We start from the raw sequence: 14,728 nt of genomic DNA, 5'->3' as shown, positions 1-14,728 counted from the left end.
ATGGGGGGCGTGATGGAGATTCCGCGTGGCGACGTGCAGACGCAGACCTTCTTCGAGCAGGTCGGGGGCGAGGAGACGTTCCGGCGGCTGGTGCGCCGGTTCTACGAGGGTGTCGCCGGGGACCCGCTGCTGCGGCCGATGTACCCGGAGGAGGACCTCGGTCCGGCCGAGGAGCGGCTGGCGCTGTTCCTGATGCAGTACTGGGGCGGGCCCCGGACGTACAGCGAGCAGCGGGGACACCCCCGGCTGCGCATGCGGCACGTGCCCTTCAGGGTCGACCGCGCCGCCCACGACGCCTGGCTGCGGCACATGCGCGACGCCGTGGACGAACTCGGCCTGGCCCCCGAGCAGGAGCGGCAGCTGTGGGACTACCTGGTCTACGCGGCCGCCTCGATGGTCAACACCCCGGACTGACCCTCCGCACCGCACGCACCCGCACACCCGCACGCACCGGAGCCCCGGCCCTTTCCCCGGGCCGGGGCTCCGTCCGCGTTCTCCACGCGGGACACCCGCGGAGGCGTCCTCACGGACGCCCTCACAACGGGGTGACGCTCAGCCCCGGCCCGCCCCTTCCGGCGCCGCGCACGGCGACGGAGCCGTACGGGGTGCGCAGCCGCAGCCAGGAGCCGGCGGCCAGCACGGCCACCGTGCCGGCGCCGTCCCGCCCGCCCACCACGGGCGGCGGCCCCTGCGGGCCGGCCGCCAGGACCGGGCCGCGCGAGCGCAGCATGCCCAGCGCCTGCGCGGCGTGCACGGCGCGCAGCGGCAGCCCCGTACCGCCGCCCAGGGGGCGGGACCAGATCTCCTCCGCCAGCGCGTCCAGCGCCTCGCGGGTGCGCTCGCCGGGCGCCAGCGCCTCGCTGCGCCGCCTGAACTCGGCGACCACCGACGCGGCCGCCGCGCGCACCGACTCGTACGGCAGCTCGCCCACCGGGCGCCAGCCGCCGCGCGGCGGCAGCAGACCGGCCCAGGGCGGGCCGGTCACGGCCGCGGGCACGGAGACGGATCCGGACGCCTCGTCGACGCCCTCCAGCAGTTCTCCGGCGGAGACCGTCGCGTCCAGCTCCGCCGGCTCGGCCAGCCGGGCGGTGCGCACGGCCAGCACCTCGAAGCGGGCCGGGCGCGCGAAGACGCCCAGGACGCCGTCCCCGGCCGCCCGCAACCGTACCGCCGCGGCCTTCTCCCAGCGCAGCAGCCGGCCCAGGAGGGCGGCCAGCTCGGCCGCCTCCCCGGGGTCGGCGAACACCAGGTGTGGGGGCTGTCCGCTCATGCGGCGGCGGTCCCCGTCGCGCTGTCGTCCAGGTACTCCTTGAGGAAGGCCTTCTCCTCGTCGGAGAGCCGTCGCGGACGCTCACGCTCCAGGTCGTAGGGGACCACGACCGTCGAGGCGCGGACGTAGACGGTGTCCCCCTCGCCGGGGCCGTCCTTGACCTCGTACTCCACCGTCAGCGAGGCGGCACCGACCTTGGTCACCCACAGCTCGACCACGACCGGCTCGTGCCGGTGCACCAGCGGGCGCAGGTAGGAGATCTCGTGCCTGGCCACCACCGAGCCGCCGGTGAAGGCCCCCGACGCCGCCTGGCGGGCGAGCCGGAACATGAAGTCGATCCGCGCCTCCTCCAGGTACCTCAGGAACACGACGTTGTTGACGTGCCCGAAGGAGTCCATGTCGGACCAGCGCAGGGGGCAGGGGAATGTGTGGCGCACGCTTTCTCAGCCCCGCGTCAGCTTCTTGTAGGTGGTGCGGTGCGGACGGGCGGCGTCCGGGCCGAGGCGCTCGACCTTGTTCTTCTCGTACGACTCGAAGTTGCCCTCGAACCAGAACCACTTGCTCTCGCCCTCGTAGGCGAGGATGTGGGTGGCCACGCGGTCCAGGAACCAGCGGTCGTGGGAGACCACCACGGCGCAGCCGGGGAACTCCAGCAGCGCGTTCTCCAGCGAGGACAGGGTCTCGACGTCGAGGTCGTTGGTCGGCTCGTCGAGCAGGAGCAGGTTGCCGCCCTGCTTGAGGGTGAGCGCCAGGTTCAGGCGGTTGCGCTCACCGCCGGAGAGGACCCCGGCCGGCTTCTGCTGGTCCGGGCCCTTGAAGCCGAACGCGGAGACGTAGGCCCGCGAGGGCATCTCGACCTGGCCGACGTTGATGTAGTCCAGTTCGTCGGAGACGACGGCCCACAGCGTCTTCTTGGGGTCGATGTTGGCGCGGGCCTGGTCGACGTAGGAGATCTTGACCGTGTCGCCGATCTTGATGGTGCCGGAGTCCGGCTCCTCCAGGCCCTGGATCATCTTGAACAGCGTGGTCTTGCCCGCGCCGTTGGGGCCGATGACGCCGACGATGCCGTTGCGCGGCAGGGTGAAGGACAGGTCGTCGATGAGGACCTTGTCACCGAACGCCTTGTGCAGGTGCTCGACCTCGACCACGACGTTGCCCAGGCGCGGGCCCGGCGGGATCTGGATCTCCTCGAAGTCCAGCTTCCGGGTCTTCTCGGCCTCGGCGGCCATCTCCTCGTAGCGGGTCAGACGCGCCTTGGACTTGGCCTGGCGGCCCTTGGCGTTGGAGCGGACCCACTCCAGCTCCTCCTTGAGGCGCTTCTGCCGCTTGGCGTCCTTCTGCCCCTCGACCTTCAGGCGGGCGGCCTTCTTCTCCAGGTAGGTGGAGTAGTTGCCCTCGTAGGGGTGGGCGCGGCCGCGGTCGAGCTCGAGGATCCACTCGGCGACGTTGTCCAGGAAGTACCGGTCGTGGGTGATGGCCACGACGGTGCCCTCGTACTTGGCCAGGTGCTGCTCCAGCCACAGCACGGACTCGGCGTCCAGGTGGTTGGTGGGCTCGTCCAGCAGCAGCAGGTCGGGGGCCTCCAGCAGCAGCTTGCACAGGGCCACGCGGCGCTTCTCACCACCGGAGAGGTTGGTGACGGGCCAGTCGCCGGGCGGGCAGCCCAGGGCGTCCATCGCCTGCTCCAGCTGGGCGTCCAGGTCCCAGGCGTTCGCGTGGTCGAGCTGTTCCTGGAGCTTGCCCATCTCCTCCATCAGCTCGTCGGTGTACTCGGTCGCCATCTGCTCGGCGATCTCGTTGAACCGGTCGAGCTTGCCCTTGATCTCCGCGACGCCGTCCTGGACGTTCTCCAGCACCGTCTTGGACTCGTCCAGCGGGGGCTCCTGGAGGAGGATGCCGACGCTGTAGCCGGGGGCGAGGAAGGCGTCGCCGTTGGACGGCTGCTCCAGACCGGCCATGATCTTCAGCACCGTGGACTTTCCGGCGCCGTTGGGGCCCACGACACCGATCTTCGCTCCGGGCAGGAAGCTCAGCGTGACGTCGTCGAGAATCACCTTGTCGCCGTGCGCCTTACGCGCCTTGCGCATGGTGTAGATGTACTCAGCCAAGAGAAACCGTCCGGCAATCAGGGAGTGGGCAGATACACCCCATCTTGCCGCACCCCCGCGCTGGGACGAAAACGACTTGGTCAGCGACCTCCATCACGCCCCTGACCTGGGCATCCGCTAGACCGCTCCCGTGGTCGCCTGTCATCGTTGGTCACCGTCGGCCGCCCTCTGACGGCCCAGAGACGGCCCAGCACGGGCAGAGCGGGGGACCATGACCATGCGAAAGTTGATCTTTCAGTACCTGGCTCTGCAATCGGTCAACGTCGGCATCGTGATCACGGCCGGGGTGCTCTTGGACTGGCGCCTCTTCCAAGTACTGGTCACGATCTTCATGATTGCGGGCATCTCCCTGGTCCGGTTCTTCAAGGAGCGGAACGCGCTGCTGCGCCAGGAGCGGGCCGACGTCTGAGGTCGGTGGAGCGGGTTTGGCCGGTGTCCTGCCTGGGCTGGGGTCGGGCATGATCAGGGGGCCGTACGCTGGTTGGCAACTCGGGCAGGCTTTGGACCTGCCCGCAATGTGTCCGAGTGGCCCCCTGGTCGTGCCCGACGCGGGTCCCGGACCGGGCAGGTGGGTAAAGCCGTGGAGCCGACCGCCCCCAGCCCCGGCCTGGTCTTTTCGCCCCCTTGCGGGCGCGGGCGGGTGACGGCGCGCGGCCCCGGCGGCGAAGACGAGGAGGGGCCAAGCGCGGCGGCGCCCGGCCCGGCGCCGCCGCGCTGTGCGCGGCACCTGATCCCTGTGGGATCAAGACTGCCCTTGGCAGACGTGGAGGCCGGGAACCGTGGGACGCGTCTTCGTGTCCCTGGTGTGCTGTGCACGGCCCTGCCTGCTTCCGCCGGTCCTGGATGCCGGCCGTTGTGGTCGCCCCTTGGTCGGGGCCAGTCGGACACAGTGGCGGGCAGGGTCGTGGTGCGGCTCGGTGTGCTGGCGCTGCGGTTCGGCGGCCGGACAGCGAGCGCAGCGAGCCTTGATGAGGTAGAGAAACCCGTAACAGCTTGCTCGGCCTACAGGCTGTGCCTCTGGCCGATCGGCACTTCCTCGACGGTCTCCCACTGGTAGACCTTCTGGTCCCGGTGAATCACGATCAACGATGCTGCGGGCACCTCAACGGTCACCCGCTCTGCTGGGTTCTGTTCCAACAGTTCGACCAGCGGCCGTGTGTCGTGATCGGTGTTGCTGTAAGCCACGCTGACATGCGGTCGGAAGCGGTCCGGATCTTCCCCCACCCTTTCCCACCCCAGTGCCGCCGCGATGCCCTCCCGGATGGTTGTCCGGACATCCTTGACCGCGCTCTCGGGCTCGGCGGGTAGCACGATCGCCTCATCAGCAACGATCAGCGGGCCGAAGGTGAGTGCCACCCCCGGGAGTTGCGCCAGCCGGGTTCGGGTTTCTGCGATGACGCGCGAGACTTCCGAGGGCTCAACGTCTCCCACGAAACCAACTCCCTGCATCGTGAGATGCAGCCACTCCAGCGGGACGAGGTCCAGACCGGGAACTGCCGACAACGTGTTCTGGTGGTGTCGGGCGAGTCGGTGCAGTTGCTCCTGGCCCTCGAAGGTGATGTGCCAGGTATAGGCGCGCTGTCCGACACGCCACCCCGGCCGCCACCACCAGTGGTCGCGCATCCGGTCGGCGTGGGTGCCGGGTGCAAGGTCGGCGTAGCCCATGGTCAGACCTCCGAGGGGGCGTCGGGCTGAGCGGCTTCCTGCTCTATGGGGTACTCGTCTACGACGACGATCCGGTCTGCTGGCCAGACCGACTCTGAGACTTCGAGGATCTCGTCATCCTCGGCGCGGGCCACGTGAACGACGTGCATCACCGGCATGCCGGTAGGCAGTTCCAGCGCGGTTGCCTCCTCGGCCGTGGGCATGCGGGAACGCCAGAAGTCCTGTGCTCGGCTGTACCGCTTCCCGCTGATCTCCTCGACACACAGGAACAGTGCCTTGGGGACGACCTTCGGTTCTTCCAGGTAGGTCCCCGCGGCCATGTCCGCCGGGAGATAGCTGGCTCCCAGCTCCTCGGGGCGGCCGGTCTCAGGGTCGGAGAGCAGGCGCCGGCGGATGACGACTTCGGTACCCGGTTCGGCCCCCATCACCTTGGCGATGTGGGCGGGAGCTGATGCCCGACCGGCGAAAACAATCGAGTGGCGGAGGTCGCGGGTCAGGAGCTGGTTGTCGTGGCGGGCTCGTCCGTATCGGTTCCGGGACTTGCGCAGCTTGGGCTGCTCGTCCTTGACGAACGTTCCCTTGCCGTGCTGCCGGTCGATCAGCCCTTCCGCTACGAGGACGCTCAGTCCCTGGCGAACCGTCGGCACGCTCATGCGGTACCGCTGCGCTAGCCGGTCCTCGGTCGGGAGCTTCTCGCCTGGCTTGTAGGCCCCCTCCTGGATCGCTTGGCGCAGGGCGTTCGCCACCCGGTGGTACTTCGGCGCTCTGGCCGCTGACTCAGCCACGACTGTCCTCCTGTCCTCAACAGGACAATCTAGCGAATTTGCTCGATTCGGTAGAGAGCCGATGACCCCTCCTCTAGTCCTATTGAGGACTTGAGGACAAGGCGCTATGGTCGAGGAGTCCTAAAGAGGACAAGAGGTCACCGGGTGACGTGTGCCTGTTGTCTGTGGTGCCGTCCCCCTCGTTCCGAAGGGAAGTCCTGTCATGGCGTCTTTCAAGATCGACCTGTCGACCGCTGCGGTGATCGTGGCGACCGCCCCGCAGCCGAAGATCGCGAACCGGCGGACCGGTGAGATCGCCACCGACCCGGAGACCGGCGCGAAGCTGATGACGGTGGGCCTGATGGTGGTGGACGACGGTGAGGCCAACCTGCTGGACAAGGTCACGGTGCTGGAGACCGGCATCACCGGGGAGCTGACCACCGGGGCGCCGGTGGGAGTGACCGGGCTCAAGGCGCGGGAGTGGGAGAACGTCTTCAACGGCGAGAAGCGGCAGGGCATCTCCTTCCGCGCGGTGGCCATCACCCCGCTCGTTCCGGCGACGGTCCAGGGCTGAGCGCCGTGTCGAATCTGACCGCTGTGGTGCTGGTGGTCGCCGTGGTGGCCGGTGGCGGGCTGCTCGCTCGCCGCCGGTTCCCGGCCCTTTTCTGGCTGCTGGCCGGGCTGCCGGTCGCCTGGGGGCGGCTGCACCTGACCTATGCGGCCACGATGGAGGTGTGCGGGCTGACCGTCACCCCGTCCCAGGCGCGGGCCTTCCTGACCCGGACGGTGGCCCGCCGGGAGGTCCGCCCGGTGGCTCCCCGGATCGTGCGGGTGAGGCCCAGCGCGACGGGGCTGCGGGTGCGGCTGCGGCTTCCGGCCGGGCTGGAACCGGCCGATGTGGCGGCGGCCTCGGTGCGGCTGCGCCACGCCTGGGGCGTGCACGCCGTCCACGTGGCCGAGGTCAAGCCCGGTGTGGTGGAGCTGCGGATGACCGGCTACGACGTCCTCAAGCGGGTGCGGATGCCGCGCCGGGGCCTACCCACCGACGCGCTGGTGGTGCCGGTGGCGCTGCGCGAGGACGGCACCGCGTTCGTGCGCGACTACCGGGCCATTCCGCACGCGCTGACGCTGGGCGCGAACCAGTCGGGCAAGTCGATGTATCTGCGCAACCTGATCACCGCGCTGGCCGGGCGGCCGGTGGCGCTGGTGGGCATCGACTGCAAGCGCGGGGTGGAGCAGCGCCGCTTCTCCCCACGGCTCTCGGCCCTGGCCACCACCCCGGATGAGGCGTCCGGCCTGTTGGCCGCCCTGGTGGCGGTGATGGAGGACCGCTTCGACCTGCTCAGCGACCGGGGTGTCTCCGATATCTGGGACCTGCCCGAAGAGGCGCGGCCGGTGCCGGTGGTGGTGCTGGTGGATGAGGTGGCCGAACTGTTCCTGGTCGCCGCCAAGAAGGACGAGGCCCGCCGCGATGAGATGGTCACCCGCCTGGTGCGCCTCGCCCAGATGGCCCGCGCGGTCGGCATCTACCTGGAGATCTGCGGCCAGCGCTTCGGCTCCGACCTGGGACGGGGCGCCACCCTGCTGCGCGCCCAGCTCACCGGCCGGGTGGTGCACCGGGTCAACGACAAGCAGACCGCCGAGATGGGGCTGAACGACATCGCCCCCGAAGCCATCCCGGTGGCCACCACCATCGCCCCGGACCGGCCCGGCCTGGCCGTGGCCGGGGACGCCTCCGGCGCCTGGTCCCGTATCCGCACGGTCGAGATCGCCCCGGACGCTGCGGCGGCCGTCTGCCGCACCTTCGCCCACCTGACCCCCGACCTTCCGGCCCTGGCCGCCTGGCGGCCCACCGCCCCGGCCACCCCGGACGCGGATGAGCGGCCGTCGCTGGTCAAACCGGCTCCGGTCACCGACTAACACTCCTCTCTCCATCGGTGGGCGCGACCGTCTTCGCGCCGTGTCCCTACCCCTGCCATGCCTGAAAGGAGGTGCTACCCGTGCGCACCAAACTCCGCCTCGACGCCGTGCTGATCCAGGCCGTCATCGCCGGAGCGCTGTCGTTTGCTCACCTACACGATCTGGCGGCGGCGGCCGGGCAGGACGGCTGGAAAGCCTGGGCCTACCCCATCTCGGTGGATCTGCTGCTGGTCGCCGCCTGGCACCGCATCCGCACCCTGCAAGCCGCCGACCTTCCGGCGGGCTCGGCCTGGTGCTGGTTCGTCATCGCCCTGGCTGCCTCGCTCGGCGCGAACGTCGCCACCGCCGGACTCCTGGACCTCACCGACGTGCCCGCCTGGCTGCGCATCCTGGTGGCCGGATGGCCCGCGCTGGCCTTCTTCGGCGGCACCCTGCTGGCCCACACCACACCCGACACCGCCCCGGAGCAGGAGCCGGACATGCCGGCCGCCGCGCCGGACCCGGCCGCCCCGGTCGTCGAACGCGCACCGGACCCGGCCGCCCCGACTGTCGAGCCGGACCCGGTCCCCGAACTCGACCCCGCCCCGGCCCCGGCCGCTGCTCCGGTGCCCGAATCGGCTCCGGCTCCGGTGGTGACGGTTCCGGCCGCGCTGGTCGACCACGCCCGCAAGGTCGCCGACGCCCACCGCGCCCGCACCGGTACGCCCATCGACCCCGACACCCTGCGCGCCCGCCTCGGGGTGCCCGCCCCGATGGCCGACGCCATCGCCGCCCAACTCACCTGACAAGGAGGACTGCTCATGCCTGACAAGCCCATCCGATCCGAACTCCTCGACTACGCCGACCAGATGGCTGCCACCGGCCGCCCCAGCCTGGCCCGGCTGTGCGCCGAGGAAGCCGCTCAGCAGACCACCGACCCGCACGAGGCGGCCCGCATCCTGGCCGACTACCCCGACCCCAACGCGGACCGGAAGGAGTGATCATGCCGCGCCCGAACCGCTTCCGTGACGTGCTCCGCGTCGGCCCGGTCCAGGTCGGCACCTACTACGACGGCCGGGGCCGCGACAAGCACACCGCCGCCTGCACCGCCCCGCGCTGCGGCTTCTCCGCCGACTACCACAGCCGCTCGGCCGCCGAGCTGGCCGCCCGCACCCACCGCTGCACCGCCTGACCTCCGGAAGGGAGAACCTGCGATGTCGATGTTCCGCCCCACCTACCCGCCGCCCGACACCTACACCACTCCGGCCACGCCCGCAGCCCCGGCCGTGCCGCTGGCCCCCGCCGACCCGGCCCCGGCCACCGCACCCGCCCCGGTCCCGGCTCCGGTGCCGTCCCGGCCGATCCTCCAGCTCACCCCCGGCGCCCTGGTCGCCGTCGCCGCCGGTGGCACCGCCGCTGTCCTGGTGATCGGCACGGTGCTGGTCTCCATGCTCCTGGCCGTCGCCGTCACCGCCACCTCGGTCGCGGTCTGCGCGGTCGTCCTGCGCTCCCTGCTCAACAACCAGCACCGCCGCTGAACGGCCTCCGGGGCGGCCTCAACCGCCAAGTCTCCGCCGCCCCGGACGCCTCCTTTCCCTTCCAGATCCGCAGATCCGAAAGAGAGGACCTCATCATGCCCCAGCACGCTCCGCACCGGCCGATCTGCCGCGACTGTGACGGCTTCGCCACTGTGGCCATCACCACCGGCACCCACCACCGCGACGGCACCCGCGTGACCGTCCGCGTGGTCTGCCCGGCCTGCCGAGGCACCGGCCACGCCCCCCGCACTGCGGCCCTGGTCCGCGCCGGGCGGTGACCGCGCCCATGACCGACGCCGCCACGCTGGCGGGGGTGGACCCGATCACCTGGCAGGACTTCCTGCGGGTGGCCGGGTCCCCCGGCTTTGACCGCTGGCAAGAGCAGGTGCGCCGCACCGGCGGCTGCGCCGACCCCATCCACCTGACCGGCTCCACCAAGACCCTCGACCGCACCACCGGCACCGTCCTGCACGCCTATTCCACCGATGGCGAGCCCGGCGGGCGGCTGCGGGTGGCCTGCGGTAACCGCCGCGCCTCGCGCTGCCCGTCCTGCGCCTGGACCTACGCCGGAGACACCTTTCACCTCATCCGCGCCGGACTGACCGGCGACCGCTCCAAGGGGGTGGCCGAGACCGTCCGCGACCACCCCCGCGTCTTCGCCACCCTCACCGCACCGTCCTTCGGCCCGGTGCACAACCGGCCCGCCCGTGGCCGATGCCGCTGCGGTGCCCGCCACCGCGAGGGCGCCCCGGAGCTGGGCACCCCGCTCGACCCCGACACCTACGACTACGCCGGGGCGGTGCTGTGGAACAACCACGCCTCCGAGCTGTGGCGCTACTTCACCATCTACCTGCGCCGGGAAGTCGCCCGCCAGACCGGACGGACCCAGAAAGCCTGCCACCAGGTGCTGCGGGTGGCCTTCGGCAAGGTCGCCGAATACCAGAGGCGCGGTGCGGTTCACTTCCACGCCGTCATCCGCTTCGACGGCCCCGACGGACCCGACTCCGCCCCGCCCCGGTGGGCCACCGTGGAGCTGCTGACCAACGCTATCCGCGCCGCCGCCGCCCGCGTCGCCGTCACCGTGCCCGCCGCCGGCACCCAGCCCGCCCGCGTCCTGCGCTGGGGCACCCAGCTCGACATCCAGCCCATCGGCGCCTTCGACGGCGGCGAGATCACCGAACAGGCCGTCGCCTCCTACGTCGCCAAGTACGCCACCAAAGCGGCCGAGACGACCGGCACGGTGGATCACCGGATCGGCAACGCCGAGGCCCTTGATCTGCTGGACGTGCCCGAGCATCCCAAGCGGCTGATCGCGGCCTGCCTCGATCTGCACCGGCTCTACCCGGATCGGAAGCTGCGCGAGTGGGCGCACATGCTCGGCTTCCGGGGCCACTTCTCCACCAAGTCCCGCCGCTACTCCACCACCCTCGGCGCGCTCCGCCAGGCCCGTGCCGACTACCGGGCCCGCCAGGAGAGGCAAGAGCGCGGCCTGCCCGACCTGGGCGACGGAGCGGAGGGCTCCACCCTCGTCCTTGCCCACTGGACCTATGCCGGGCACGGCCACACCCCGGGGGAGTCGTGGCTGGCGGCCTCCATCGCCCGTGACCTCCGGGCCAACCGGGAGATCGCCCGTGAGGCCCTGGCCGACCTCGAAGCGCACGGGGAGGAGTGGTGAGCGTGGCGCGTCGTTCCCTGCCTGAGCGGTACCTGACGCCGCTGGACGTGGCCGACCTGTTCGGCGTGCCGGTGGAGACGGTCTACCAGTGGCGCCGCAAGCGCACCGGTCCCCGCGGCTTCCGGGTCGGCCGTCATCTGCGCTTCGACCCCGAAGACGTGCGCCGCTGGGTGGCCGAGCAGATGGAGGCGGCTGCCTGATGGCCGGACATATCCAAGACCGCTGGTTCAAGACCGTGCCCGGCCCGAACGGCAAGCCGGTCAAGGTCAGGACCGCCCGCCATGGCAAGGGTCTGCGCTACCGCGCCCGGTACGTCGCCCCGGACGGCACCGAGAAGAGTCAGTCCTTCCCCGACAAGGCCAAGCGCAAGGCGGAAGCCTGGCTCGCCAACGTCGAGGCCGACATGACGCGGGGGCAGTACGTCGATCCTCGTGCGGGCCGAACGACCTTCCAGCAGTACGCAGAGCGGTGGTTGGCCTCGCTGACGACTGACGCCACCAGTCAGGCCGCTGTGGAAGGGCGGTTGCGGCGTCATGCTTTCCCGTACTTCGGTTCCCGCCCGCTGGCCTCCTTCCAACCGGAGCACATCCGCGACTGGGGGAAGCGGCTGGAAGACGTGTTGCCGGTGGCGTCCTACCGGCGGTCAATCTTTGAGAACGTGTCGGCCGTGCTCAACGCTGCCGTAGATGATGGCCTGTTGGCCAAGAACCCGTGCCGGGCTCGGTCGGTCAAGGCTCCGCAGGCAGCTCCCACGCGTGTGCGTCCGTGGACCCCTGAGCAGGTGTTCGCCGTGCGGGCTGCGCTGCCTGAGCGCTACCGGGCGATGGTGGATGTGGGCGGCGGCTGCGGCCTGCGGCAGGGTGAGGTCTTCGGCCTGGCCGTGGATGCGGTTGACCTCCTTGGTGGCTGGGTGCACGTCCGCCAGCAGGTCAAGAAGGTACGGGGTGCCCTGGTCTTCGCTCCCCCGAAACGGGGGAAGCTGCGGGATGTGCCGCTCGATCGGGAGGTGGGCAGGGCTCTCGCGGTACACATGCGCGCCTTCCCGCCTGTGGAGGTGACGTTGCCCTGGCTCCGGCCGGACGGCCCGAAGGTGACTGCGGCTCTGGTGTTCACCGGCCTCCAAGGTGGAGCGCTGTGGAGCAACGCTTTCAACGACCGGGTTTGGAAGCCTGCGCTCGCGTCGGCCGGGCTCATCCCGGTGCCGGCCAAAGGCGAGCGGTACGAAGCGGCTCGGGAGCACGGCATGCACGCACTCCGCCACTTCTACGCCTCAGTGCTCCTGGACGCCGGGGAGAACATCAAGGCTCTGAGTGCCTACCTCGGTCACTCCGATCCAGGGTTCACGCTCCGGGTCTACACCCACCTGATGCCCAGCAGCGAGGAGCGTGCCCGCCGGGCCATCAGTGCCATGTACCGGGCCGCCGGTAGAACCGGTGACGGCCCAGAGACGGCCCAGGCTGCATGAGACGGCCCCCTACTGGCAACGAAACCGCTGGTAGGGGGCCGTTTTCATGCTCTGGATGCGGTAGTTACACCCCATCTTGCCGCACCGCCGCGCTGGGACGAAAACGAGTACCGGGGCGACCTGCGTCACGGCCCGGGGCCGTGAACGCCGTGAACGCCGTGAAAAGGCCGTGTGCCGCCGCGGAGGTGCGGCGGCACACGGCCGGGTGGTCCGGGCGGATCATGCGATCACGCCCGGACCGGTGGAGCCGGGTGAGACGACGGCTCAGTCGTTGGAGCCGGCCGTGGCGGGCTTCTTCTTCCGGAGGAAGAAGACGGCGGCGCCACCGAGGACCACCAGGGTGAGGGCGACGCCCGCGATGATCGGAGTGGTGCTGCTGCTGCCGGTCTCGGCGAGGTTGCCGTCGGTGTCACCGGTGTCGCCGCCGACGGTGGCCGGGCTGGGCTCGGTGGAGGGCTTGGGGCTCTCCTCCTCGCCGCCGTTGCCGCCGGTGGTGACCTCGGCGGTCTCGCAGTCGAGGGTGCCGGTGAAGGTCTCCTTGAAACCGTTCGGGCCGGTGATCGTGATGTTGTACTCCTGGTCCTCCTGGACCGGGACGGTCACGGTCTCGGAGCCACCGGCCGGGATCTCGTACTCCTTGCCCGCGAGGGAGAAGGAGAACGGCTCGTCACCCTCGTTGGTCGCGGTGACGTCCACGCCGCCCTTGGCGCAGTTCTTCTCGGCGGTCACGGCCGGGATCGGGCCCTCGTTGGCCCAGGTCGCGGTCGCGGTGGCGCTGACGCTGGAGCCGCTGGAACCGGCCAGGATCTGGGTCTGACTCGGGTTCTTCGGGTCGACGCTGGTGAAGGCGCGGCCCACCGAGACCTCGGTGCTGGCCTGCAGGGTCAGCGAGGCGGTGCCGGGCTCGGTGCCCTTGGGCACGTCGAAGAAGAGCTGGTCGCCCTCCTTGGCGGAGGTCACCACGTTGCCGTCCTTGCCGACGACCTTCACACCTGCGCCCGTGGCCTCCGCGCCGGGCGCGACGGTCACCTCCTGCGCGTTGGTGTGCACGGTGATCGGGCCGAGCTTCTCACCGGCCTTGCCGGAGACGGCCGGCGGGTCGAGCGTGAGCGACGCCGTGGGCTCGGCCAGGTTCTGGGCGTTCTTCTCCAGGTAGTCGGCGAGCTTCTCGGCGTTCGCGTCCTTCGCGGAGACGTTCGCGTCGTCGGAGAAGCGCCAGATCGCGACCTGGGTGCCCGCGGCGGCGGTCTTCTCGGTGAGCTGCTCGGCACCCGCCTTGTTCGCGAGCGCCGCGAGGTCGTCCACCTGCGGGTAGGAGTTCTTCAGGATCCAGAGGATCTTGCCCGCGTTCTCGTTGTCGTGGAGCGAGGACTCGGCCCAGGAGGCTTCCTTGTACTTGGCCTCCTTGCGCGTCCCGGTGTTGATGTCGATGCAGTAGGTCTGCAGGGCGCCGCCGCCGTCGACCGTCATGTCGAAGAGGCCGGCACCGATCTGCTTGTCACCATCGTCGTGGAAGATGGCGAGGTGGGAGCGGTCCTTGTTCAGGCCTCCCAGCGTGGCGGTCGCTCCACCCTTGTGCGGGGTCAGCTCGTCTGCGACGGCGGTCCCCGCGCCGGCCATCGCTCCTGCCGCCAGCATGCCCGTGGCTATCGCAGCGGCGGCGAAACGGGCGGGACCCCGTCCGCGTACAGAAATCATGGTCTGGTCGTCCCCTCGTCAACCCCCGTGTCTCAGGGGGTGATCGTAGGGAGCAATCCGAACTCGGTCCCCAGGAATACCGGACGTTACACACTCCGAGTCCCAATCGTTATCAGGGAATGCCGCAGGAACGTACTCGCCGTGACATAAGGGCAGTTACCGGCCGGTTGCGTGTAAGTCCCATGGACTGGGCGGCGGTTCGCCGGTGGGAACGGCCCGCACGACGCGGCGGAACGACGATGTGCCGCGGGCCAGGTCGTGCCCCACCGCCGTCGCCTCGATCTCCACCGACGTCCAGCGCTTCCCGTCGCGTTCGCCCTGCTGCACTCGCAACCGCCCCTGGACGAGCAGGGGTTCGCCGACGGTCACGGAGGCGGCCAGGTTCTCCGCGAGCCCCCGGAACGCCCACACCGTGTAGAAGCCGGTGTACGCGTCCGTCCAGCCGCCCCGCTGCTCGTCGTAGCGCCGCACCGTGGTGGCCAGCCGCAGCCGGGCCGCCGGACGGCCGGACGCCGTCGTCCTGGCCTCCACCGCCGACGCCGCGTTGCCGACCACCGTCACCATCGTCTCGTTCATCCGGGCCGCCCCCGTTCTCTTCCCGTTCGCCCCCGGTACGGGCCCGATGCTGCCCGCTCGCGCGGATGTC

At 70.7% G+C, this 14,728-nt stretch carries 19 protein-coding genes; 12 read left to right on the top strand and 7 right to left on the bottom strand.

Annotation, left to right across the window (positions count from 1 at the left end; translation table 11 throughout):
- Positions 1–9: 9 nt before the first annotated feature.
- A complete protein-coding gene (locus BMY40_RS01075; RefSeq protein WP_093655645.1) occupies positions 10–414 on the top strand; it encodes a globin in 405 nt (134 codons plus the stop codon).
- Between the two features lie 121 nt (positions 415–535).
- Here BMY40_RS01075 and BMY40_RS01070 read toward each other — a convergent pair whose 3' ends face one another.
- From BMY40_RS01070 to ettA, 3 genes are read right to left on the bottom strand one after another with little or no spacing between them, the layout of a single operon-like run.
- Positions 536–1,270: a DUF8010 domain-containing protein gene (locus tag BMY40_RS01070; protein WP_093654372.1), complete on the bottom strand. Its 735-nt coding sequence runs from the start codon at positions 1,268–1,270 to the stop codon at positions 536–538.
- Positions 1,267–1,707, bottom strand: a complete 441-nt coding sequence (locus BMY40_RS01065) for an acyl-CoA thioesterase (RefSeq protein WP_107436729.1) — start codon at positions 1,705–1,707, stop codon at positions 1,267–1,269. The genes BMY40_RS01070 and BMY40_RS01065 overlap by 4 nt, the downstream gene beginning before the upstream one ends.
- Before the next feature lie 6 nt (positions 1,708–1,713).
- A complete protein-coding gene (ettA, locus tag BMY40_RS01060) occupies positions 1,714–3,378 on the bottom strand; it encodes an energy-dependent translational throttle protein EttA (protein ID WP_093654368.1) in 1,665 nt (554 codons plus the stop codon).
- 226 nt (positions 3,379–3,604) lie between these two features.
- Here ettA and BMY40_RS01055 point away from each other — a divergent pair, with 226 nt between their 5' ends.
- Complete coding sequence (locus BMY40_RS01055) at positions 3,605–3,787, top strand: hypothetical protein (protein WP_143071716.1); 183 nt, start codon at positions 3,605–3,607, stop codon at positions 3,785–3,787.
- A 593-nt stretch (positions 3,788–4,380) separates the two neighbouring features.
- Here BMY40_RS01055 and BMY40_RS01050 read toward each other — a convergent pair.
- The gene (locus BMY40_RS01050) at positions 4,381–5,043 is read right to left on the bottom strand and encodes a 2'-5' RNA ligase family protein (RefSeq protein WP_093654364.1); all 663 of its coding nucleotides are present in this window, start codon (positions 5,041–5,043) and stop codon (positions 4,381–4,383) included.
- Positions 5,044–5,045: 2 nt separating this feature from the next.
- Positions 5,046–5,828, bottom strand: a complete 783-nt coding sequence (locus tag BMY40_RS01045) for a GntR family transcriptional regulator (protein ID WP_093654362.1) — start codon at positions 5,826–5,828, stop codon at positions 5,046–5,048.
- A 202-nt stretch (positions 5,829–6,030) separates the two neighbouring features.
- On the opposite strand from BMY40_RS01045, the gene BMY40_RS01040 reads away from it, so the two are divergent.
- The 10 genes from BMY40_RS01040 (at position 6,031) to BMY40_RS00995 (ending at position 12,384) form a co-directional block, all read left to right on the top strand.
- The gene (locus tag BMY40_RS01040; RefSeq protein WP_093654360.1) at positions 6,031–6,381 is read left to right on the top strand and encodes an SCO3933 family regulatory protein; all 351 of its coding nucleotides are present in this window, start codon (positions 6,031–6,033) and stop codon (positions 6,379–6,381) included.
- 5 nt (positions 6,382–6,386) lie between these two features.
- Complete coding sequence (locus tag BMY40_RS01035) at positions 6,387–7,727, top strand: FtsK/SpoIIIE domain-containing protein (protein ID WP_093654358.1); 1,341 nt, start codon at positions 6,387–6,389, stop codon at positions 7,725–7,727.
- An 80-nt stretch (positions 7,728–7,807) separates the two neighbouring features.
- Positions 7,808–8,512: a DUF2637 domain-containing protein gene (locus BMY40_RS01030; protein ID WP_093654356.1), complete on the top strand. Its 705-nt coding sequence runs from the start codon at positions 7,808–7,810 to the stop codon at positions 8,510–8,512.
- A gap of 15 nt (positions 8,513–8,527) precedes the next feature.
- Positions 8,528–8,707 (top strand): hypothetical protein, encoded by a 180-nt coding sequence (locus tag BMY40_RS01025; protein ID WP_093654354.1) that lies wholly within the window; start codon positions 8,528–8,530, stop codon positions 8,705–8,707.
- Positions 8,708–8,709: 2 nt separating this feature from the next.
- Positions 8,710–8,898, top strand: coding sequence for a mobile element transfer protein (locus tag BMY40_RS01020; RefSeq protein ID WP_093654352.1), 189 nt, complete (start codon positions 8,710–8,712; stop codon positions 8,896–8,898).
- A gap of 28 nt (positions 8,899–8,926) precedes the next feature.
- The gene (locus BMY40_RS01015; RefSeq protein WP_093655643.1) at positions 8,927–9,244 is read left to right on the top strand and encodes a SpdD protein; all 318 of its coding nucleotides are present in this window, start codon (positions 8,927–8,929) and stop codon (positions 9,242–9,244) included.
- A gap of 95 nt (positions 9,245–9,339) precedes the next feature.
- A complete protein-coding gene (locus BMY40_RS01010; RefSeq protein WP_093654350.1) occupies positions 9,340–9,522 on the top strand; it encodes a hypothetical protein in 183 nt (60 codons plus the stop codon).
- A gap of 8 nt (positions 9,523–9,530) precedes the next feature.
- The gene (gene repSA / locus BMY40_RS01005) at positions 9,531–10,919 is read left to right on the top strand and encodes a replication initiator protein RepSA (protein WP_093654348.1); all 1,389 of its coding nucleotides are present in this window, start codon (positions 9,531–9,533) and stop codon (positions 10,917–10,919) included.
- Positions 10,913–11,119 (top strand): helix-turn-helix transcriptional regulator, encoded by a 207-nt coding sequence (locus BMY40_RS01000; protein ID WP_093654346.1) that lies wholly within the window; start codon positions 10,913–10,915, stop codon positions 11,117–11,119. The genes repSA and BMY40_RS01000 overlap by 7 nt, the downstream gene beginning before the upstream one ends.
- The gene (locus tag BMY40_RS00995) at positions 11,119–12,384 is read left to right on the top strand and encodes a tyrosine-type recombinase/integrase (protein WP_093654345.1); all 1,266 of its coding nucleotides are present in this window, start codon (positions 11,119–11,121) and stop codon (positions 12,382–12,384) included. Before BMY40_RS01000 ends, BMY40_RS00995 begins: the two co-directional genes overlap by 1 nt.
- Before the next feature lie 264 nt (positions 12,385–12,648).
- Here BMY40_RS00995 and BMY40_RS00990 read toward each other — a convergent pair whose 3' ends face one another.
- Together BMY40_RS00990 and BMY40_RS00985 are read right to left on the bottom strand one after the other, a co-directional pair.
- Positions 12,649–14,082 (bottom strand): Cys-Gln thioester bond-forming surface protein, encoded by a 1,434-nt coding sequence (locus BMY40_RS00990; RefSeq protein WP_093654343.1) that lies wholly within the window; start codon positions 14,080–14,082, stop codon positions 12,649–12,651.
- A 156-nt stretch (positions 14,083–14,238) separates the two neighbouring features.
- Positions 14,239–14,658, bottom strand: a complete 420-nt coding sequence (locus BMY40_RS00985) for a single-stranded DNA-binding protein (protein WP_093654341.1) — start codon at positions 14,656–14,658, stop codon at positions 14,239–14,241.
- Positions 14,659–14,728: the final 70 nt, after the last annotated feature.

It is taken from the genome of Streptomyces radiopugnans (assembly GCF_900110735.1).
In the GTDB taxonomy this organism is placed as follows: domain Bacteria; phylum Actinomycetota; class Actinomycetes; order Streptomycetales; family Streptomycetaceae; genus Streptomyces; species Streptomyces radiopugnans.
The sequence above is the reverse complement of the archived record's forward strand: the minus strand, read 5'-3'. Positions and strand labels throughout refer to the sequence as shown.